Source organism: Streptomyces sp. NPDC093085 (genome assembly GCF_040683935.1).
Classification (GTDB): Bacteria; Actinomycetota; Actinomycetes; order Streptomycetales; family Streptomycetaceae; genus Streptomyces.
The window spans coordinates 149,433-169,303 of the sequence record NZ_JBFBFB010000009.1; the positions used below are offsets into that span (position 1 = coordinate 149,433).

At 74.2% G+C, this 19,871-nt stretch carries 11 protein-coding genes, 1 pseudogene and 1 riboswitch; of the genes and pseudogenes, 6 read left to right on the top strand and 6 right to left on the bottom strand.

All coding sequences use genetic code 11. The features are described 5' to 3' along the window. Nucleotides 1-73 precede the first annotated feature (73 nt). Genes AB0O07_RS24110 through AB0O07_RS24120 form a run of 3 tightly spaced genes read right to left on the bottom strand, consistent with a single transcriptional unit; the run spans nt 74 to nt 5,438 of the window. Nucleotides 74-1,660, bottom strand: a complete 1,587-nt coding sequence (locus tag AB0O07_RS24110; protein ID WP_365636557.1) for a VWA domain-containing protein — start codon at nt 1,658-1,660, stop codon at nt 74-76. Further along, nucleotides 1,657-4,302, bottom strand: coding sequence for a DUF5682 family protein (locus tag AB0O07_RS24115; RefSeq protein WP_365636559.1), 2,646 nt, complete (start codon nt 4,300-4,302; stop codon nt 1,657-1,659). Before AB0O07_RS24115 ends, AB0O07_RS24110 begins: the two co-directional genes overlap by 4 nt. Beyond that, entirely contained in the window at nt 4,299-5,438 is a 1,140-nt protein-coding gene (locus AB0O07_RS24120; RefSeq protein WP_365636823.1) for an AAA family ATPase, read from the bottom strand. The genes AB0O07_RS24115 and AB0O07_RS24120 overlap by 4 nt, the downstream gene beginning before the upstream one ends. 121 nt (nt 5,439-5,559) lie before the next feature. On the opposite strand from AB0O07_RS24120, the gene AB0O07_RS24125 reads away from it, so the two are divergent. Continuing rightward, the gene (locus tag AB0O07_RS24125) at nt 5,560-6,903 is read left to right on the top strand and encodes an SWIM zinc finger family protein (protein WP_365636561.1); all 1,344 of its coding nucleotides are present in this window, start codon (nt 5,560-5,562) and stop codon (nt 6,901-6,903) included. Nucleotides 6,904-6,974: 71 nt separating this feature from the next. Beyond that, nucleotides 6,975-8,879 carry a DUF5691 domain-containing protein gene (locus AB0O07_RS24130; protein ID WP_365636563.1) on the top strand — a complete coding sequence of 635 codons (1,905 nt, stop codon included), beginning with the start codon at nt 6,975-6,977 and terminating at the stop codon, nt 8,877-8,879. 157 nt (nt 8,880-9,036) lie between these two features. Here AB0O07_RS24130 and AB0O07_RS24135 read toward each other — a convergent pair whose 3' ends face one another. Then, nucleotides 9,037-9,450: a cobalamin B12-binding domain-containing protein gene (locus AB0O07_RS24135; RefSeq protein WP_365636565.1), complete on the bottom strand. Its 414-nt coding sequence runs from the start codon at nt 9,448-9,450 to the stop codon at nt 9,037-9,039. A 327-nt stretch (nt 9,451-9,777) separates the two neighbouring features. Here AB0O07_RS24135 and AB0O07_RS24140 point away from each other — a divergent pair, with 327 nt between their 5' ends. Next, nucleotides 9,778-10,746 (top strand): alpha/beta fold hydrolase, encoded by a 969-nt coding sequence (locus AB0O07_RS24140; protein ID WP_365636568.1) that lies wholly within the window; start codon nt 9,778-9,780, stop codon nt 10,744-10,746. 334 nt (nt 10,747-11,080) lie between these two features. Further along, on the top strand, nt 11,081-12,970 hold the full coding sequence (locus tag AB0O07_RS24145) for a M23 family metallopeptidase (RefSeq protein WP_365636570.1): 1,890 nt from the start codon (nt 11,081-11,083) through the stop codon (nt 12,968-12,970). A 110-nt stretch (nt 12,971-13,080) separates the two neighbouring features. On the opposite strand, the gene pcrA is transcribed toward AB0O07_RS24145, so the two are convergent. Then, a complete protein-coding gene (gene pcrA, locus AB0O07_RS24150; RefSeq protein WP_365636572.1) occupies nt 13,081-15,675 on the bottom strand; it encodes a DNA helicase PcrA in 2,595 nt (864 codons plus the stop codon). A 355-nt stretch (nt 15,676-16,030) separates the two neighbouring features. After that, nucleotides 16,031-16,206, top strand: a riboswitch (cyclic di-AMP (ydaO/yuaA leader). A 1,453-nt stretch (nt 16,207-17,659) separates the two neighbouring features. Between pcrA and AB0O07_RS24155 the strand changes: the two are divergent. Further along, a pseudogene (locus tag AB0O07_RS24155) lies at nt 17,660-18,016 on the top strand (C40 family peptidase); the annotation flags it as partial. A 145-nt stretch (nt 18,017-18,161) separates the two neighbouring features. Here the strand turns inward: AB0O07_RS24155 and AB0O07_RS24160 are convergent. After that, nucleotides 18,162-18,515 carry a hypothetical protein gene (locus tag AB0O07_RS24160; RefSeq protein WP_365636575.1) on the bottom strand — a complete coding sequence of 118 codons (354 nt, stop codon included), beginning with the start codon at nt 18,513-18,515 and terminating at the stop codon, nt 18,162-18,164. 274 nt (nt 18,516-18,789) lie between these two features. On the opposite strand from AB0O07_RS24160, the gene AB0O07_RS24165 reads away from it, so the two are divergent. After that, nucleotides 18,790-19,860, top strand: coding sequence for an NlpC/P60 family protein (locus tag AB0O07_RS24165; protein WP_365636577.1), 1,071 nt, complete (start codon nt 18,790-18,792; stop codon nt 19,858-19,860). Nucleotides 19,861-19,871 lie beyond the last annotated feature (11 nt).

Below are 19,871 nucleotides of genomic sequence, written 5' to 3' on the forward strand. Positions count from 1 at the left end.
TGTCCGCCTCGCAGGTTATCCCCGTGGGCCGTGGCTCCCTAAATCGCAGATCACAGATGAGCGGTGATACCTGTCACAGAGCGGTGATCCCCGTCACAGATCCCTTCCCGGGCCGGGAAAGGCGCCGTTTCCGGGCCTCGGAGGCCACCGATCCGCGCTCCCGGAGGGCCGGGGAGTCACCGCCCGGCGGGGGCGTCGGCATGGCTGTCCGGTAGAGCAGCGGGCGCTTCTCGATCGCCGCGGCCATCACCTCGGGGAAGAGGTCGGGCGTACAGGCGAAGGCCGGGGCGCCGAGCGCGGCGAGCGCCGCCGCGTGGTCCCGGTCGTACGCCGGGGCCCCCTCGTCCGAGAGCGCGAGGAGCGCCACGAACTGCACGCCCGACGCCTTCATCGCGGCGACCCGCTTCAGCATCTCGGCGCGTATCCCGCCCTCGTACAGGTCGCTGATCAGGACGACCACGGTGTCGGCGGGGCGGGTGATCCGGGACTGGCAGTAGGCGAGCGCGCGGTTGATGTCGGTGCCGCCGCCGAGCTGGGTGCCGAAGAGGACGTCGACCGGGTCGTCGAGTTCGTCGGTGAGGTCCACGACGGCCGTGTCGAAGACGACGAGCCGGGTGTCGAGGGAGCGCATCGAGGCGAGCACCGCGCCGAAGACCGAGGCGTAGACGACCGAGGCCGCCATGGAACCGGACTGGTCGATGCAGAGCACGACGTCCTTCTTGACGCCCCGCGCGGCCCTGCCGTATCCGATCAGCCGTTCGGGGACGACGGTGCCGTGCTCCGGGAGGTAGTTCTTCAGGTTGGCGCGGATCGTACGGTCCCAGTCGATGTCCCGGTGGCGGGGCCTGCTGATCCGGGCGGAGCGGTCGAGCGCCCCGGTCAGGGTGGCCCTGGTGCGGGTGGCGAGTCGCTTCTCGATCTCCTCGACGACCTTGCGGACGACGGCGCGCGCGGTCTCCTTGGTGGTCTCCGGCATCGCCTTGTTCAGCGAGAGCAGGGTGCCGACGAGATGGACGTCCGCCTCGACGGCCTCCAGCATCTCCGGTTCGAGCAGCAGGGCGGAGAGCCCGAGCCGGTCGATGGCGTCGCGCTGCATGACCTGGACGACGGAGGCCGGGAAGTACGTACGGATGTCACCGAGCCAGCGCGCGACGGCCGGCGCGGACCCCCCGAGCCCCGCCGAACGCCCCCCGCCCCGGCTCCCCCGCCCCGCCCCCTGGCCCTGGCCTTGGCCGCCGTAGAGGGCGGTGAGGGCCCCGTCCATCGCCGCGTCCCGCCCGCCGAGCCCACACCCGGTCCCATCGCCCTCCCCTCCACCGAGCACCAGCCGCCACCGCCGCACCCGCTCACCCTCACCGGGGTCTCCGGCACCCCTGACATCACTGGTGGCACCGGCGTCCCTGACATCGCCGGTGCGGCCGGTGCCGTCGGCGTCTCTGGCATGGCTGGTGCCTCCAGTGCCGCCGGTGTCCCCAGCACCCCTGACTTCGCCGGTGCCGCCGGTGCCCTCAACGCCTCCGGCGGCGCCGGTGATCGCCGTGCCCCCTTTCCCCGTTTCGGCCTCTGTCGTGACTATTTCCTTGCTGCTCACCGCTACCGCCCCTGCCATCACTCCGGCCTCCGTGATCTCGTCCGTCGCCTCCGTCCCCGCCGTGGTCATACGTCCGCCCCCACCCTGGTGTCCGCCCGGTCCCGGGGCCCTTCGCCCAGCAGGAGCCGTACCACCGGGAGTACGGCGTCGGCGCGCTCCGGGTCGAGTCCTGCGCCGAAGCCCGGTGCCGTCGCCCCGGCCGGGCCGGGGCCCTGGGTGGTGGGGCCGCGCCGGATCAGCTCGCCCAGGGTGCGGCGGACGCCCGGTTCGTACGCCGAGAAGGTGCGGCGCAGCAGCGGCAGCACGTCCGTGAAGGCGTCGGGGGCCACCCCGGTGAGCCAGGCGTCGACCAGGCCGAGGAGGCGTTCGTCGTGGACGAGGAGCAGCCCGCCGCCGCTCCCCGGGGCGCCGCCGACGAACCCCTCGATCCAGGCGGCGGCGTCGGCGGGCGGGACGCCCGGCGAGAGGGCGAGCCCCATCAGCCGGGCCGCCTCGTCGTCGGCGAGCCGTCCGTCGTCCAGCAGCAGCCGGGCGGCCCGCCCCCGGATCTCCCCGGGGACGCTGTCCCGCCGGGCGAGCCCGGCCAGCACGGCCACCCACCGGCCGGCAAGGCCCTGCCCTCCGGGATCCCCGGGGTCCCGGAGGGCAGAGCCGCCGGGATCCGCGGGGGCGCGGTCGCGGGGGTCCGGGGCGCCGGAGCCCCCGGGGGCACGGTCGCCGGGGGTCAGGAGGGCGATCGCCGTGTGGACGCGGTCGAGGTGGCCGCGCATCTCGGTGGCGCCGTCCGGGTCGAGCGCGGTGCAGGCAGGTGGCAGGCCGACGCAGATGCGCTCCGCGAGGCCCGCCGCGACCTCGCGGAGGGCGCCGGTGTCGGTGGCCCGTACGTCGCCGTACCGCAGCGAGCGGGCGAGCGCGGGCAGTGCCTGGGCGAGCCGCCCGATGTCCGCGTCGAGCGCGGCGCGGTCCGCGAGGGCGCGCATCACCCCGGGCAGGGCGTCGGGCACCGCGGCCAGCAGGCAGTGCTCGGCGAGGGCGGTGATCTCGCCGAGTTCGGTGGCCTCCTGGGCGCGCGCCTCGGCCCTGGCGGTGGCGGCGGCGAGCACGGTCGTGCCCCAGATCCCGGCCTCCGCGACCCGTACGGAGAGCTCGGGCTCCCAGCGCAGCCGCCAGCTCTCCCGGAAGGTGCCGGTGGTGCCGCTCCGCCCGGCGGTCACCCGGCCCCAGCCGATGTCCAGCAGCAGGAGCCGGTGGAGGAGGGCGCTCTTCGCCGTGTCGTGCTCCGTACGGAGGTCGAGGTCGATCTCGCGGTCGGCCGCCTCCGGCTTGAGCCGCAGGGAGCGCTGGAGGCGGGTGAGGTCGCGCTGGAGCGGAACGGCGGGCGCCGTGTCGGGGACCTCCCCGAGCCGGTCACCGACGATCAGCCGGTCCCTGATGAGGTCGAGCGGCACCTCGGACCCCTCGCACATCACGGCCTGGACGGCGTCGAGGGTCTCGGTGAGCCCGGCGAGCGGCCGGCCGCGCACCACGGCGAGGCTCTCCGCGAGCCGTACCGCCTCGATGACATGGGCGGAGGAGACCGTGCGGTCCTCGGCCCGCAGCAGCCCGGCGACCTTGGTGAGCCACCGCTCGACGGGCCGGTCGGGGGCGGCGAAGAGGTGCCCGTACCACCCCGGCGAGTCGATACCCGCGCCGTACCCGCTCCGCCGGGCGAGCCTGCGGTGGGTCCAGGGCACCCAGGTGATGTCCGTCTTGACCTTGGGCAGCCCCTTGAGGAGCGCGCGGTCGGCGGCGACGGTGGTCTTCTCGCGCAGCGCGGGGACATGCCAGGCGCCGCAGACGACGGCGACCGCCCCGTCCCCGAACTCCTTGCGCGCGGCACGGAGCCTGCCCCGCATATGGGCCTCGCGGACGAGGTCACGCCGCCCGCCCGCGCCGTACTCCGCCCGGAGCGCGCCCATCGCCTCGGCGACCGCCTCGAACGGCGCGAACGCCGCCGCCGGGTCGTCGGACGCGGCCGTACGCCCCGCCCCCTGGTGCTCGACCACGTCCTCCCACCAGCGCTCGGGGTCGTCGTACCCGGCCGCCTCCGCGAGGACGGCGAGCGGATCGACCCGCACCCCGTCAGCGGCCCCGCCGTCCTCCACACCCGCGCCCGGACCCGCGTCGGAGCCTCCCTCCGGGCCCGCCTGCGGGGCCGCGTCCGGGCCCGACTCCAGGCCCGCGTCCGGGGCCGCCTCCGGGCCCGGCTCCGGGGCGGAGTCCGGCTCCGGGGCGGAGTCCGGCTCCGGGGCCGGGACTTCCGCTGCCCCGTCCTCCGTCGCCTCGGCGAGCGCCAGCGAGTGCGCGGCCGGCAGGTCGATGAAGCGGACCGGTACGTCGTGCGCGAGCGCCCAGCGGATCGCCACCCACTCGGGGGAGAACTCCGCCAGCGGCCAGAACGCGGCGCGCGACGGGTCGTCCACGGCGTGCGCGAGGAGCGCGACGGGCGGGCGCAGCGCCGGATCCGCGGCGAGCGGCAGCAGCGCGTCGCCCTCGGGCGGCCCCTCGACCAGGACGACGCCCGGCCGCGCCGCGTCCAGCGCGCTCCGTACGGCACGCGCGGACCCCGGCCCGTGGTGCCGTACGCCGAGCAGCAGCGGCCCCGCGGCCCGTGCCCCGCCCGGGGCTCCAGCCGGGGACGTGTTCGCCGTGGTGCCCGGGCCGGTGGTCATGCCGTCACCTCACGGCAGGCGCGGTAGAAGTCCTTCCAGCCGTCACGCTCGCGGACGACCGTCTCGACGTACTCCCGCCAGACCACCTGGTCCGCCGCCGGGTCGCGGACCACCGCCCCGAGGATCCCGGCCGCCACGTCGCCCGGCCGCAGCACCCCGTCGCCGAAGTGCGCGGCGAGCGCGATGCCGTTGGTGACGACGGAGATCGCCTCGGCCGTGGAGAGCGTCCCCGACGGCGACTTGAGTTTCGTACGGCCGTCGGCCGTGACCCCGTCGCGGAGTTCGCGGAAGACGGTGACGACCCGCCGGATCTCGTGCAGGCCGTCGGCGGTGTCCGGCAGGTGGAGGGAGCGGCCCAGCTCGGCGACGCGCCGCGTGACGATGTCGACCTCGGCCTCCGGGGTGGCCGGGAGCGGCAGGACGACGGTGTTGAACCGGCGGCGCAGCGCGCTGGAGAGGTCGTTGACCCCCCGGTCCCGGTCGTTGGCGGTGGCGATCAGGTTGAAGCCCCTTACGGCCTGCACCTCTTCGCCCAGTTCGGGGATGGGCAGGGTCTTCTCGGACAGGATCGTGATCAGCGAGTCCTGGACATCGGCGGGGATACGGGTCAGCTCCTCGACCCGGGCGGTCATACCCTCGGCCATGGCCCGCATCACGGGGCTGGGCACGAGCGCGGCGCGGCTGGGGCCGTTGGCGAGGAGCTGGGCGTAGTTCCAGCCGTAGCGGATGGCCTCTTCCGGGGTGCCGGCCGTGCCCTGCACGAGCAGGGTGGAGTCGCCGCTGACGGCCGCCGCGAGATGTTCGGAGACCCAGGTCTTGGCGGTGCCGGGCACGCCGAGCAGGAGCAGGGCGCGGTCGGTGGCGAGCGTGGTGACGGCGACCTCGACGATCCTGCGCGGGCCCACGTACTTCGGCGTGACGACCGTCCCGTCGGGAAGCGTGCCGCCGAGCAGATAGGTGGACACGGCCCAGGGCGAGAGGCGCCAGCGGGCGGGGCGGGGCCGGTCGTCGGCGGCGGCGAGCGCAGCGAGTTCCCGCGCGAACGCGTCCTCCGCGTGCGGTCGCAGCGCCTCGCCCCCGGCGTTCCCGGCCCCGTCCCCGGCGTTCCCGGGCCCGGTCGCGGTGTTTTCGGGCATGGTCATGAATCCCCCTCAGATCGGTCGACCTGCTGTGTTCCCACCGTGCACCACACCACTGACAATCGACCGTCTCCGCAGGTCAGGGCGATTGTCAGTGGCGGCGTCTACCTTCGAGGACATGAATCAGACGGGGGTGCGCTGGACGTCGGATCAGGTGCTGGCTCTGGCTCCTGACGACACGTCACGCAAGGCGGGGACCAAGCTGGGCGCGGCGGGGCCGTGGTCGGACGCGGGGTGCGACGCGGCGGGCGCGGTGTGGGGGCTGTGCAAGGGCAGCGGGTCCACTCCGTACCGGACGGTGGTGGACACGGCGGGCCCCGCGTACCACTGCTCCTGCCCGAGCCGGAAGTTCCCGTGCAAACACGCGCTCGGGCTGCTGCTGCTCTGGGCGGCGGACGAGGCGGCCGTGGCCCCGGGCGCGGAGGCGCCCGACTGGGTGGCCTCGTGGCGGGCCGGCCGGGAGGCGCGGCGGGCGGAGAACGGAGGTGCGAAGGGGCCGGCGAAGACGGCCGATCCGGCGGCGGCCCGGCGCAGGACGGAGCGCAGGGCCGCGCGGATCACGGCGGGGGCGACCGAGCTGGAGCGGCGGCTGACGGATCTGCTGCGGGGCGGGCTCGCGGCGGCGGAGCAGTCGGGGCAGGGGGTGTGGGAGGAGACGGCGGCGCGGATGGTCGACGCGCAGGCGCCGGGGCTGGCGGGCCGGGTGCGGGAGCTGGGGGCCATACCGGGCTCGGGGCCCGGGTGGCCGGTGCGGCTGCTGGAGGAGTCCGCGCTGCTGCATCTGCTGGACACGGCCTGGCTGGGGCTCGACCGGCTGCCCGAGCCGCTGGCCACCACGGTCCGTACCCGGGTCGGCCTCCCCTCGCCCGCCGGTGACGCGCCGGTGCGGGACCACTGGCTGGTCCTCGCGCAGTACGACACGTCGGACGGCAAGCTCGTCACGCGCCGGATCCGGCTGTACGGAAGGGAGTCGGGGCGGTCGGCGCTGCTGCTCTCCTTCGGGGCCGGCGGGCGGGCGCCGGAACTGGCGCTGCCGGTGGGGATGGTGATCGAGGCGGAGATCGTCCCGCACCGGGGCGCCGGCCAGTCGCGGGCCGACTGGGGCCAGGGGTTCGGCCCGCCGGTCCCCTTCGAGGGGCCGCCGCCCGGCGGTCCGGTGATGGCGGCGATCGAGGCGTACGGGGCGGCGCTGACCTCCGATCCCTGGCTGGAGTCCTGCCCGGTGACGCTGAGCGAGGTCGTCCCGGTGCCCGACGCGGCCGGAGGCTGGCAACTGGCCGACGCGGACGGCGACTCGGCCCTCCCCGTCACCCCGCCCGCCCTGGGCCGCCCGGGCCTCTGGAAACTGGCCGCCCTCTCCGGCGGCGAGCCGCTCACCGTCTTCGGCGAATGCGGCCACCGGGGCTTCCGCCCCCTCACGGCCTGGTCGCCCCGCAGACCGGGCACGGTCCCGCTCACCTGACCACACCGCCACGGGCCACGGCCCTGTGCACCCCCTGACCCGACCCGCAACTCACGGACGGAGCACCCCTGATGACGTCGGCACAGCACATGGAGAGCCCCCGGAGCGACTGGAGCACCCGGCTCGCGGAGGCCGCGCGGACCGTGCGGAACGCAGCGGCTCCGGAGAACGGGCCGACCGTGCGGAACGCGGCGGCCCGGGAGAACGGGCCGACCGTGCCGAAGGCGGCGGCCGGGCCGGGCCCGTCGGGCGGCACGCCGGAGACGGCGGGCCGGGCCGTTCCGACCGGCGGCACACGCCCGGCCGGGAGTGCCGCGTCCTGGGAGTCCTCCTGGGAGGAGCTGGTCACCTCGGCGCTGCTGGGGACCGACCGGCGGGTGCCGCCGGTGGAGGTGCTGGCGCCCGGTAAGGACACGCCGGTGGCGCTGCTGGACGCGGCGGCGCTGCATACCGTACGGCGCAGGGCGGGGCTTCGGCCCGCGTCCGCCGCCGGGCGGCTGCCCCGGGCGGCACCCGACGGGCGGGCCCGGCTGCCCGAGGCGGCGGAGCGGCGGCTCGGGCAGTTGCTGGCGGACCGGGGGTCTCCCGGCGGCGGGGCCCGGCGGGGTACGGCGCCGGATCTCACGGAGCTGCTGCCGCAGTGGCTCGCAGCCGCCAACGCCCAGGGGTACGCCGCCCCCGCCCCGCTGCTGCCCGCGCTGCTGGACGCGGCCCGCGCGCGGACCGATCTGCGGCCCCGGGCCCTGGCGTTCGCCGGGCCGCGCGGACTCTGGCTCGCCCGGCTCAACCCGGAGTGGAGGTTCGCGCTGCGCGGCGGGCCCGGTGGCACCGTACCGCCGGCCGGACGCGCCGCGGACCCGGAGGCGCGGCGCCGGCTCTGGGAGGAGGGGCTGTTCGCGGAGCGTACGGCGCTGCTCTCGGCCGTACGCGCCCAGGACCCCGAAGCGGCGCGCGCCCTGCTCGCCTCGACGTGGCCGACCGAACGGGCCGAGGACCGGCTGATGTTCCTCGACTCGCTGCGCGAGGGGCTCACCCCGTCCGACGAGCCCTTCCTGGAGCAGGCGCTGTCGGACCGCAGCCGCAATGTGCGCGCCACCGCCGCCGAACTCCTCTCCGCACTGCCGGAATCCGCGTTCGCGGCCCGGATGGCGGCCCGCGCCGCCACCTGTGTGGGCATGGACCGTACCGGCGGGGGCCAGGTCATCGCCGTGGAGGCACCGCACGAGTGCGACGCGGACATGCGGCACGACGGGGTGCTCCCGGACCCGCCCAACGGCCGGGGCGAACGCTCCTGGTGGCTCGGGCAGTTGGTGGAGGCGGCCCCGCTCTCCGGCTGGCCGGCCAGGTTCGGCGGCCGGAGCCCCGAGGAGATCGTCGCCCTGCCCGTCCTGGACGACTGGGCGGACGAACTGCACGCCGCGTGGTGCCGGGCGGCCGTACGGCAGCGGGACGCGCGGTGGGCTGCGGCGCTGCTGGGCCCGCCCGCCGCCGCGCCCGACCGGGGCCCCGGCACCGTCTCGCTCGCCGAGCGCGCGAAGCTGCTCGCCACCCTGCCGGCGGTCGAACGGTCGGCGTGGGTGGCCGCTTTCATCGCAGCGAACGGCCTGCCGGAGGCGTTCCAGCTCCTCGGCGGGTGCGCCGTGCCCTGGTCGGAGCCGCTCGGCCGGGCGGTGGTGGACGCGCTGGACATCGCCAGGGACGCGGGCAGTTATCCCTGGAGCTTCAGCGGTGTCATGGGGCTGGCGGAGCGCTGTCTGGACCCGGCGGAGGTGAGCAGACTCGAACTCCTCACGGCGACCCCGGACGACCCGGAGGACGCCTCACCGGGCGCGGGCGGCTACTGGTCGGAGGCGTTCCAGCGCCTGGTCTCCACGCTGCGGCTGCGCGGCCAGATGCTGGCCGAGCTGGCCCCCGTACCGGAGCCACCGGAGCCGCATGAGTCACCGGAGCCACGGGGGTCGCGGGGAGCCGCCTGAGCAGGCGGGAAGGGCGCCGGGCCGGGCCGCTGCGCGCCGCGTACGTACGCGCGGCGCCCGGCGAGTACGTGGCGAGTACGTACGGTGGCACGCACCCGCAGCCACACACCCGATGTCACGCGCCAGCAGCCGCACTCCCGGTGTCACCTGCCCGGTGTCACGCGCCCGCGGGCTCGCGGATGTTGTCGTTGACCCAGGTGACGATCTCCGTGGTGGTCGCCCCGGGCGTGAAGATCTCCGCGACGCCCTTCGCCTTCAGCGGGGCGATGTCCTCGTCCGGGATGATGCCGCCGCCGAAGACCTTGATGTCCGCCGCGTCCCGCTCCTCCAGCAGCTCGATCACCTTCGCGAAGAGCGTGTTGTGGGCGCCGGAGAGGATGGAGAGGCCGATCGCGTCGGCGTCCTCCTGGATCGCGGTGTCCACGATCTGCTCGGGCGTCTGGTGCAGCCCCGTGTAGATGACCTCCATCCCCGCGTCCCGCAGGGCCCGCGCGATCACCTTGGCCCCTCGGTCGTGCCCGTCGAGCCCCGGCTTGGCGACCACCACACGGATCGGACCTGTCACACCCATCGCTGCCTCCACATACCGACCGCTCCGACTCTGGGACGGGCTCTCCGCGCCGCCAAGGCCCGGAGGAGTGAACGAACGTTATCCACAGCATCCCGCAACCAGCCGTTTCGCGGAGGCCCCCGAGGGGGAAATCACACACGGGACATGTTCGCTTTGCGCCGTTCCGTCATGACCCGGCCCCACCGGTCCTGGCGGAAGGGGCGCAAGGGGAGCCGCGTACGGAGGAGCCGTCACGACCCGCCCGGCCCTCCCGTCAGGACACCGCGGCACCCCATGAGGGCATACGGGGGACAGAGCCGCCTCCCGTATGCCGTACGGAGGTCGGCCATGAAGGTCACGCCGTTCGCCCCGCTCACCCCGCTGGCACCGCTCTCCGCCGCCGTATCGTCCGCCGTCTCGTCCGCCCTCTCCGCCGCCGCCACCTCCGCCCTCGCCTCGCCCGCGCTCGCGCCCGTACGCCGCCAGGTGGAGCGGGTACGCGCGGCGGGTCCCGGCCTGGCGGGCCCGCTGCGGGCCGGCGCGTTCGACCTGGCGATCTTCACCGCCCACCTCTTCCTCTACCCGGCCGGAATCATCCAGGAGCGCCGCTCGGCCCCCCTGCCGCCCGAGCCGTCCGCGCTGCCACCCGGGGCGGTCCCGCTGCCGGGCGAGGGCCGGGGCCATCCGCCGGTCGTCCTGCTGCACGGTTTCGTGGACAACCGGTCGGTCTTCGTGCTGCTGCGCCGCTCTCTGGCCCGGCACGGCTGGCGCCATCTCGTCTCGCTCAACTACTCGCCGCTGACCTGCGACATCCCGGCGGCGGCCGAGCTGCTGGGCCGCCAGGTCGAGGAGCTCACCGCCCGCACCGGCCACCGGCGGGTCGATGTCGTCGGGCACAGCCTGGGCGGCCTGATCGCCCGATACTACGTACAGCGGCTGGGCGGTGACGCCCGGATCCGTACGCTGGTCACCCTGGGCACACCGCATGAGGGCACCACGGCGGTCGCCCTCGCCGACGCGCACCCCGTCGTCCGGCAGATGCGCCCCGGGTCGCCGGTCATCGAGGAGTTGCGGCGCCCGGCGCCCGGGTGCCGTACCCGCTTCGTGAGCTTCTGGAGCGACACCGACCCGCTGATGACGCCCGCCACCACCGCCAGGATCGACCATCCCGATCTGAACGTGGAGAACGTACTGGTGAGCGGGGTCGGCCATCTCGCCCTGCCGGTCCACCCCGGGGTCGCGGCAGGCATCCGGTACGCGCTCTCCGGCCCCGGCCCGGCGGCGGACTCCGCCCCGGTCGCCCGGGACACGGCCTGAAACACCACCTCAGACGCGACCTCTGACGCGGCCCCGGACACGGCCTGAGACGCGCCCCGGGACGCGGCCTGGAACAAGGGGCGTCCCATGCGCCCCTGTCTTGACGCTTCCCGCATTCGAACGCGTTTCGAACATATGGCCAAGCCTGTGCCCGCAGTTCGCCGAAACACGGCCGAATGCCCGTTTCCGCAAAGCACGAAACTCGCGGAAGATTGTCCCCGTCGTAGACCGGCGGGTACAGTCGCGGCCACTGCTTTCCTCTGGGACGCCCTTCGACGCGGGGCCGGAATTATTCCCAGACCCTGGTCCTGTTGCCGAGGCGAGAGAGACGTTGGTGAACGACCAGCACGCCCACGCCGGGTACACCGCGTACAACGGTTACCAGACCGGCAACTTCGACGCAGATCCACTGTTCGGCTCGCTGCCGGACGGCTCGGCCGTCCAGGTCGACCAGGCCGGGCAGATGACGCACCATCAGGCCGGGCACTCCGGCCAGTGGGACAGCGGGCAGTGGGCGGACGGGCAGGGCGGGCAGAACGGGCAGTGGGAGAGCGGCGCCTACCCCCAGGTCACCGGATACGACACGTACGGCACGCAGACATACGACACCAGCGGCCAGTGGCCCACGGTCGACCCGAGCGCCCCGGCCAACGGCGGTTACCCGCAGGGCGCCACCGGTGAGTGGGGTTCCGGGGCCTGGCAGCAGGCCGTCGACCCGAACGCTCCCGGTACGACAGGGCAGTTCGACACCACGGCGTTCGAGGGCGCGGCGTACGGATACGACACGCCCGGGGCGACGGGCCCCTTCGACGCCGGGCAAGCAGCCCATTCCGCTCAGGCCGCTCAGCTCGGCCAACTCGAAACCGCGCAGTTCGACGCGGCGCAGTTCGCGACCGGGCAGTTCGAGACGGCACACTTCGACGCGGCCCCGTTCGACGGCGCCGCGTTCGGGTACGACGCGAACGCTCCATGGGCGGGTTCGCCGGGCGACAGCGGCGCGTACGACGCGACCGCCTGGAACGGGACGAACGGCGTGAACGGGGCGAACGGTGCTGCCGGTACGCCCGGTTCGGCCGGTTCGGGGCACGAGGAGACCCCGTACGCCTACGAAGCCCCCGGGCCGGAGCCTGAACGGGTCCACGACACGGAAACCGGCTACGACGCGGAACCCGGCTATGACCCGGACGCCGGCTACGACGACGCCGGGTACGACACGGAGCACGGCTACGAGAGCGTGGCCACCGAGGGTCCCGACCGCCCCGCGCCCGGGACCGGCCCCGGCGACGAGGGGGAACACCACGCCGGAGCCGACGACTTCGCCCCCTTCGCCGCGGAGTTCGAGGACCCCGCCGAGCCCGGCTCCCCGGACGACGTCTCCGATACCTCCGACGCCCACCACCTGGCCGAGACGATGGCCACCCCCGCCGTCGGGATCACCCCCCGCCCCGTCCGCCGCTCCGGCGGCGGTGGCAGCCGGGGCCGCCGCCGTACCACCGCCAAGCGCTCCGCGCTCCTCACCGTCGCCGTGCCCTCCGCCTGTGTGATGGGGGTCGCCGGGATCGCCGCCGCCTCTGTGGGCGGGCTGACCGGCGAGGAGCCCAAGGACGACGCCACCACGACCGCCTCGGCCGAGGACACCGCGTCCGCCAAGCCGGTCGCCGCGGCGGCCAACAACAAGCTGGACACCCAGCTCGCCGCCCTCGACGCCGACGCCCGCGACTTCGGCGACCGCGCCAGCCGTACCCAGGAGCGCATCGACCTCCAGGCCCGCAAGGAAGCGGAGCGGAAGCGCGCTGCGGAGGAGGCGGCACGCAAGGAGGCGGCCCGCCCCAAGTTCGTCCTCCCCGTCTCGCAGCACGGACTCAGCGCGTACTACGGCCAGGCCGGCGTCAACTGGATGTCCATGCACACCGGGATCGACTTCCCCGTCTCGTACGGCACGCCCGTGATGGCAGCGACCGACGGCACGGTACGGACGCAGTACAACAGCGCCTACGGCAACATGGCCATCGTGACCTCACCGGACGGCACGGAGACCTGGTACTGCCACCTCAGCACCACGAAGATCCGCTCCGGCACGGTCAAGGCCGGTGACGTGATCGCGTACTCGGGGAACTCCGGCAACTCCACCGGCCCGCACCTGCACTTCGAGGTACGGCCGGGCGGGGGCGCCGCCGTCGACCCGCTCGCCTGGCTGCGCAGCCACGGCCTCGACCCGACGTGACCCCACCTGAACCGGCCTGACCCGGCGTGATGGCGTACGCGCCCGACGCCCCAGCGGGGCGCGGGGGCGTCGTACCGTCGGCCCGTCCTCCCCCGGCCGCGCTCTCCCGGCTACAGCTTCTCGACCGGCGCGTACCGCAGCAGCAGCCGCTTGGGCTTGGTGTCCCCGAAGTCCACCGTCGCCTGGGCGTCCGCGCCCGCGCCCGTCACCTCCATGACCGTGCCCAGGCCGAACTGGTCGTGGGTGACCCGGTCGCCCACCGCCAGGGCGATCACCGGCTTGTCGGCCGTACGCCGCGTGGCGAACCCCGAGGGGCCGCCGCCCGACCGCGAGCGCGAGCCCGCCGAGAAGCCCGCACCACCCGCGCCGCCCGAAGCCCCCGAGGAGGAACGGGAGGACGAGCCTCCGCCGGCCGGTCCCGCCGGGAGGTGCGGGCCGGTCCGCTTCCACTCCAGGTGGTGTCCCGGGATCTCCTCCAGGAACCGCGACGCCGGGTTGTAGGAGGGCTGCCCCCACGCGCTCCGCATCGACGAGCGCGTCAGATAGAGCCGTTCACGGGCGCGCGTGATCCCGACGTACGCGAGGCGCCGCTCCTCCTCCAACTCCTTGACCTGGCCGAGGGCGCGCATATGCGGGAAGACGCCGTCCTCCATGCCGGTCAGGAACACCACGGGGAACTCCAGGCCCTTGGCGGTGTGCAGCGTCATCAGCGTGATGACACCGGAGCCTTCCTCGTCCTCGTCGGGGATCTGGTCGGAGTCGGCGACGAGCGCCACCTTCTCCAGGAACTCGGCGAGCGTCGGCGTGGCCGCCTCGGGAGCGCCGGCCGCGCCCCCTTCGCCCGTCTCCGCCTCTCCGGCGTCCCCTTCCCCGGCGGCCTGGGCGCGCTCCTGCTCGAACTCCAGCGCCACCGAGGCGAGTTCCTGGAGGTTCTCGATCCGCGTCTCGTCCTGCGGGTCGGTCGACGCCTGGAGCTCCGCCAGATAGCCGGTGCGTTCGAGCACGGCCTCCAGGATCACCGCGGGGCCGGCACCCGACTCGACGATCGTGCGCAACTCCTCCATGAGCGTGTTGAAGCGCTTGACGGCGTTGGCGGAGCGGGCCGCCATCCCGTACGCCTCGTCCACCCGGCGGAGCGCCTGCGGGAAGGTGATCCGCTCCCGGAGCGCCAGGGCGTCGATCATGGCCTCGGCGCGCTCCCCGATGCCGCGCTTGGGCACATTGAGGATCCGGCGCAGCGGTACGTTGTCCTCCGGATTGGCCAGCACCCGCAGATAGGCCAGGACGTCGCGGACCTCCTTGCGCTCGTAGAAGCGCACGCCGCCGACGACCTTGTAGGGCAGGCCGACCCGGATGAAGATCTCCTCGAAGACCCGGGACTGCGCGTTCGTGCGGTAGAAGACGGCGACATCGCCCGCCTTGGCGTCGCCCGCGTCCGTCAGCCGGTCGATCTCGTCGGCGACGAACTGCGCCTCGTCGTGCTCGGTGTCCGCGACATAGCCGGTGATCTGGGCGCCGGCCCCGGCCTTGGTCCACAGGTTCTTCGGGCGGCGGCTCTCGTTGCGCTCGATGACCGCGTTGGCGGCGCTGAGGATCGTCTGCGTGGAGCGGTAGTTCTGCTCCAGCAGGATCGTCGTCGCGTCCGGGTAGTCCTCCTCGAACTGGAGGATGTTGCGGATGGTGGCGCCCCGGAAGGCGTAGATCGACTGGTCGGCGTCGCCGACGACGCAGAGTTCGGCCGGGCCCTCGCCCCGGGCCTCCGCCGCCCCGTCGCCGGCCCCGCCCGCGCCGCCCGCCGTGGTGCCCACCAGTTCGCGTACGAGGGTGTACTGCGCGTGGTTGGTGTCCTGGTACTCGTCGACCAGGACATGGCGGAAGCGGCGCCGGTAGTGCTCGGCGACGTCGGGGAAGGCCTGGAGCAGATGGACGGTGGTCATGATGATGTCGTCGAAGTCCAGGGCGTTGGCCTCGCGCAGCCGTGCCTGGTACATCCGGTACGCCTCGGCGAGCGTCTTCTCGAAGCCGTCGGCGGCCTGCCCGGCGAAGGTCTCCTCGTCGATCAGCTCGTTCTTGAGGTTGGAGATCTTGGCGCTGAAGGACTTGGGCGGGTAACGCTTGGGGTCGAGGTCGAGATCGCGGCAGACCAGCGCCATCAGCCGCTTCGAGTCGGCGGCGTCGTAGATCGAGAACGACGAGGTGAACCCGAGCAGCTTCGACTCGCGGCGCAGGATCCGGACGCAGGCGCTGTGGAAGGTGAGCACCCACATGGCGTTGGCGCGCGGTCCCACGAGGTCGCCGACGCGCTCCTTCATCTCACCGGCGGCCTTGTTGGTGAACGTGATCGCCAGGATCTGCCCGGGGTGGACACCGCGGTGGCCCAGGAGATACGCGATCCGGTGGGTCAGCACCCGGGTCTTGCCGGAGCCGGCCCCGGCGACGATGAGCAGCGGCGAGCCGGAGTGGACGACGGCCGCAGCCTGCTCCTCGTTCAGCCCTTCGAGGAGTGCGGCGGGGTCGATGACCGTACGGGGAGCGCCGTTCCTGTGGTATGGGTCCCGGGCCGGGGGCGCGTCGTACGCCCCCTGGAACAGGTCGTCGGGCACCTGCTCCGGGGCATGCTCGTCCAGGTCCTCGGGGGGCGGCGGGGGCTCGTCGCCGGAGGGCTGGAGATCGGCCAGGAAGCTGTCGTCAAAGAGGCTGCTCATCGCTTAACGAGTCTAGGCCGCCGCACTGACACTCGGCGCCGCCCCGGGCGAAGGGAACCGGACAACGGGACGGGGAGAGCCGGCCGGCGGGACGGGAGGAGTGACCCGGCGGGACGGGAGGAGTCCCCCCGCAGGGCGGGGGAGCCGACCGGTCGAACAAGGGGAGCCGGAACGTTCACGGCCGCGTACGCAGCGTGACGCTATACCCCGGCTCGGGGCTCCTCGCACCTCACACGAGCAAATGGTCACAGAAATGTATCGGGCATATCGGCCATCCACCTTCACACCGACGCCACATCTTGGCTAGCGTGCTCGATCAGGCAGCCCGTACCTCTGAAGGCGATCCGCGCCGAGCGGGCGGCCCACGCCGAATCCGGGCTTTTCCCAGGGAAGTTCGGAACCGGGGACCCATTCTGCACGACCGGGGTGAATCGGGCCGTACGTACGCCATACGTCCAAGGCCCGTAGGGCAGCCTTCCGTTCCCGCCCGAACCCGACAGCTAACCCGGTAGGCGGTCCACGGAAGGAGATGCCGAACTTGGCGTCGCATCGCAAGGCGCGCACCCGCGGCGGAGTGGAGACCGACACTCCCGCAGGCGGTATCACGACGGCCGCCAACGCCTCGTTCACCCCACTGTCGACGCGCGAGACGGACGCCCCCACGGCGCCCGTACAACCGACGGCGTCGCCCGAAGAGGTACAGAGAAAAGTCAGCGATCTCTACCGGCAGGCCGGTGGCAACGCGCCGAAGGGCGGCGGCAACGGGCCGAAGGGCGGCGGCGCGCCCAAGACCGGCAGAGCCGACAAGGCCAAGGAGACGACGGCCAAGCAGAAGCGCGCGGTCGAGCGGGGCGCCGAGGGCGCCGCCAAGGGCGGTGACCGGCCGACCGACGCCCGGCGCACGCTCGGCTCGTTCGCCGCGTCGCTCTCCCGGGACGGCGGCGCGGGCACCCCCGGCACCCCCGGCGCGCCCGGCACACCCGGCGGCCCCGGCGCCGCCGTACTGTACGCGGACGGCCCACCGGCCTACCGCGAACAGCAGCAGGACGGAGCGCGGCTGACCGACCGTCAGCAGGCCCCCGCGGCCTCCGCGGCCCCGTCCGCCCCCGAAGCCCCCGGCACCCCGCCCGCCGCCGCTGACGGCCCCGGAGGGGCGCGGCTCGGGGAGGTGCCCCCGCAGCGGACCCGTGCGGCCGGCGGCCCCGAGTCGCCCGAGGAGTCCCCGGCGACCCTTCAGGCGAGCAAGGAGAGCATCCAGAAGAAGCTCGCGGCGGCCCGCGCGCTGCTGGGCCGGCTCGCCGAGGAGGAGCAGGCGCGCCTCGCCGAGCTGGGGCGCCAGCAGGAGGAAGAGGCCCGCCGTACGGCGGAGTCGCTGGCCCAGGCGGAGGCCGAAGCGGAGGCGGAACGCCTCGCCGAGGCCGGGCGTCTCGCGGAAGCGGAGCGTCTGGCGGAGGCGGAACGCCTCGCCGAGGCGGGGCGGTTGGCGGCGGGACGTCCGACGGGGGCCGAGCCGCCGATGTCGGCGGACCGTCTCACGGAGGCCGAGCGGCGCGCGGAGGCGCGGTGGCTGGCCGAGGCGGAGCAGCTCTTCGAGGCGGGCCACAGCCTGTCCCAGCTCAAGCTCCCGGCCCATCTGCTCCAGCAGCCCCCGGCCGAGCCGCCGGTCCACCGGACCGGTGAGTTCCCTATCCCGGCCGCCGGGATGCCGGCCGAAGCGCTCGCCGCCCCGGTCGACCTGCCGGTCGCACCGGCCGAAACGCCCGCCCTGCCGGTCGAGATGCCGGTGGCGCCGGTCACGCCGGTCGCTCCGGTCGACATGACGATCGAACTGCACTCCCCGGCCCCGGTCGAGACCAAGGGGCGGCGCCGGGTCAAGCCGCCGCGCGCGCACGCCAAGCCCGGTCCTTCCGACACCGCTCCGGACGTGGTCCCGGGCCCGGCCACCGCCGGGATGGAGACCGTCACCGGCGGCGACACCGCCGGTACGTACGCGGCCAAGGCGGCGAAGGTGCTCGCCTTCGCGCGGGCCCAGATCGGCAAGCCGTACGTCTGGGGCGCCTCGGGGCCGAGTTCGTACGACTCCTCGGGGCTGACGCAGGCGGCGTGGCGGGCGGCCGGCGTCGAACTGCCCCGGGCCATCACCGAGCAGGCGCACACCGGGACACGGGTCGACACCGATGACCTGCTCCCCGGTGACCTGGTCTTCTTCTACGAGGACAGCAGCCACGCCGGCATCTACATCGGCGACGGCATGATGATCCACGCGCCGAAGCCGGGCGCGAACGTCCGCGAGGAGTCGATCTACTACCTGCCGATCTACGGCAGCGTCCGCCCGGCCTGAGCCCGGGCCCTGATCCCCGGTCCCCGGCGGCGCCGCCCGCCCGGGGCCGGGGATCTCGGCGTACGGGGTTCTGGTGTACGGGATCTCGGTGTACGGGGATCTCGCCGTACGCGGGACACGGCGCCCCGGGGTGCCGCCCCGGGGGTCAGGTCCAGAGTGTGGCGACGAGTATGTTCACCACGGTCAGCCCGCCCACCGCGCCGAAGACCGGCTTCGCCGCGCTCTCCTCGTCGCGCTGCACGTAGACGATGCCGAGGATCACCACCAAAACGGCGAGCTTGACGCCGATCTTGACCATGTTGACCTGGTGGTCCTCGGCCTGGTTGAGCCCCACCAGCACCATCCCGGTGACCAGCATGGTCAGCGCGCCGTGCAGCATCGACGGGGTGAAGCGCGCCGTACCGGCGGTCATCGCCTTCGTCTGGGTGAGGAAACCGCCGAGCAGCGCGGCGATCCCGATGATGTGCAGGGCGACGAAGACATTGATGAGTACGTCCATGCCGGGAGCGTAGCCGGGCCCGTATCACCCCTCTCCGGTGAGGTGGGACTTACTTCCGCTTATCGGTCGGGCCCGCACGGAATAACGCACTCCGGACGGCCCAGGTGATCGCCAAAGGCTCTGGAACCTTCAGCTCCAGCCAATAACCGCCATCCCGAGGCCGGATCGTGACCGGCCGCCCTAACGTCCTGCGTGACGGCCCGCTCACGGACCGTCCGCGTACGGGTGTTCCGTGCGCGGAACCGACGGACCCAGGGAAACGGACCCCGCCCCCGTGGCAGCCCACCGCAACCACCGCAAACCCCGCAGGCGCCTCTTCGGCGGCCAGGCCGGCCGTACCGCCGTGACGCTCGCACTGGCGGGCGCGGCGACCGCCACCGCCGCAGGACCGGCGCACACCGAGCCCCGGCTCACCCCCGCGGAGATCAAGGCCAAGGTCGACACGTTGTACGAGGAGGCGGAGGCCGCCACCGAGCGGTACAACGGGGCGCAGGTGAAGGCCGACGCGGCCCGTACCTCGCTGGCCGCGCTGCGCGACGAGGCCGCCCGGTCCACGGAGCGGCTGAACACCACGCGGGACCGGCTCGGTTCGGTGGCCGCAGCGCAGTACCGGAGCGGGGGCCTCGATCCGGCCGTCCAGCTCGCCCTCACCTCCCGGCCCGAGGAGTATCTGGAGCGGGCCGGGCTCGCCGAGCGGGCGGGCAGCCGGCAGGCCGCCGCCGTGGCCGGGGTGCGGAGGGAGCTGTCGCGGATCGCCGGGCTGCGCTCACGGGCGGACACCCGGCTCACAGAGCTCAAGGCCCATCAGGCCGAGCTGGCCCGGCGGAAGAAGGCCGTCCAGGACAAGATCAGCGCCGCCGAGCGGCTGCTGGCCCGGCTCACCGCCGAGGAGCGCGGCCGGTACGAGGCGTCGGACGGACCGGGAGCGGGCCCGGACGGGGCGTACGCGGCGCGGGCGGGACGGGGGACACCGCGCGCCACGGTGGGGGCACGGAACGCGCGGGCCGAGGCCGCCGTCTCCTTCGCGTACGGCGCGATCGGCGCCCCGTATGTGTGGGGCGCCACCGGGCCGGGGTCCTTCGACTGCTCGGGGCTGACCCAGGCCGCGTACCACGCCGCCGGGGTGGCGCTGCCGCGTACGACGTACACGCAGATCAACGCGGGCCGCCGGGTGTCCCGCGCCGAACTGGCCCCCGGTGACCTGGTGTTCTTCTACTCGGGGATCAGCCATGTCGGCATCTATGTGGGCGGCGGGCAGATGATCCACGCGCCGAGGCCCGGTACGGCGGTCCGGCTCGCGCCGGTCGACTCGATGCCCTTCGCGGGCGCCACCCGCCCCGTCTGAGCCCGCCCCCG

What these genes read in the sequence shown, in the direction of transcription:
- AB0O07_RS24125 (WP_365636561.1), top strand. Translation starts at nt 5,560, where the DNA reads ATGAATCAGACGGGGGTGCGCTGGACGTCGGATCAGGTGCTGGCTCTG.
- pcrA (WP_365636572.1), bottom strand. Translation starts at nt 15,675, where the DNA reads ATGAGCAGCCTCTTTGACGACAGCTTCCTGGCCGATCTCCAGCCCTCC.
- AB0O07_RS24110 (WP_365636557.1), bottom strand. Translation starts at nt 1,660, where the DNA reads ATGACCACGGCGGGGACGGAGGCGACGGACGAGATCACGGAGGCCGGA.
- AB0O07_RS24115 (WP_365636559.1), bottom strand. Translation starts at nt 4,302, where the DNA reads ATGACCACCGGCCCGGGCACCACGGCGAACACGTCCCCGGCTGGAGCC.
- AB0O07_RS24120 (WP_365636823.1), bottom strand. Translation starts at nt 5,438, where the DNA reads ATGCCCGAAAACACCGCGACCGGGCCCGGGAACGCCGGGGACGGGGCC.
- AB0O07_RS24160 (WP_365636575.1), bottom strand. Translation starts at nt 18,515, where the DNA reads ATGGACGTACTCATCAATGTCTTCGTCGCCCTGCACATCATCGGGATC.
- AB0O07_RS24140 (WP_365636568.1), top strand. Translation starts at nt 9,778, where the DNA reads ATGAAGGTCACGCCGTTCGCCCCGCTCACCCCGCTGGCACCGCTCTCC.
- AB0O07_RS24135 (WP_365636565.1), bottom strand. Translation starts at nt 9,450, where the DNA reads ATGGGTGTGACAGGTCCGATCCGTGTGGTGGTCGCCAAGCCGGGGCTC.
- AB0O07_RS24130 (WP_365636563.1), top strand. Translation starts at nt 6,975, where the DNA reads ATGACGTCGGCACAGCACATGGAGAGCCCCCGGAGCGACTGGAGCACC.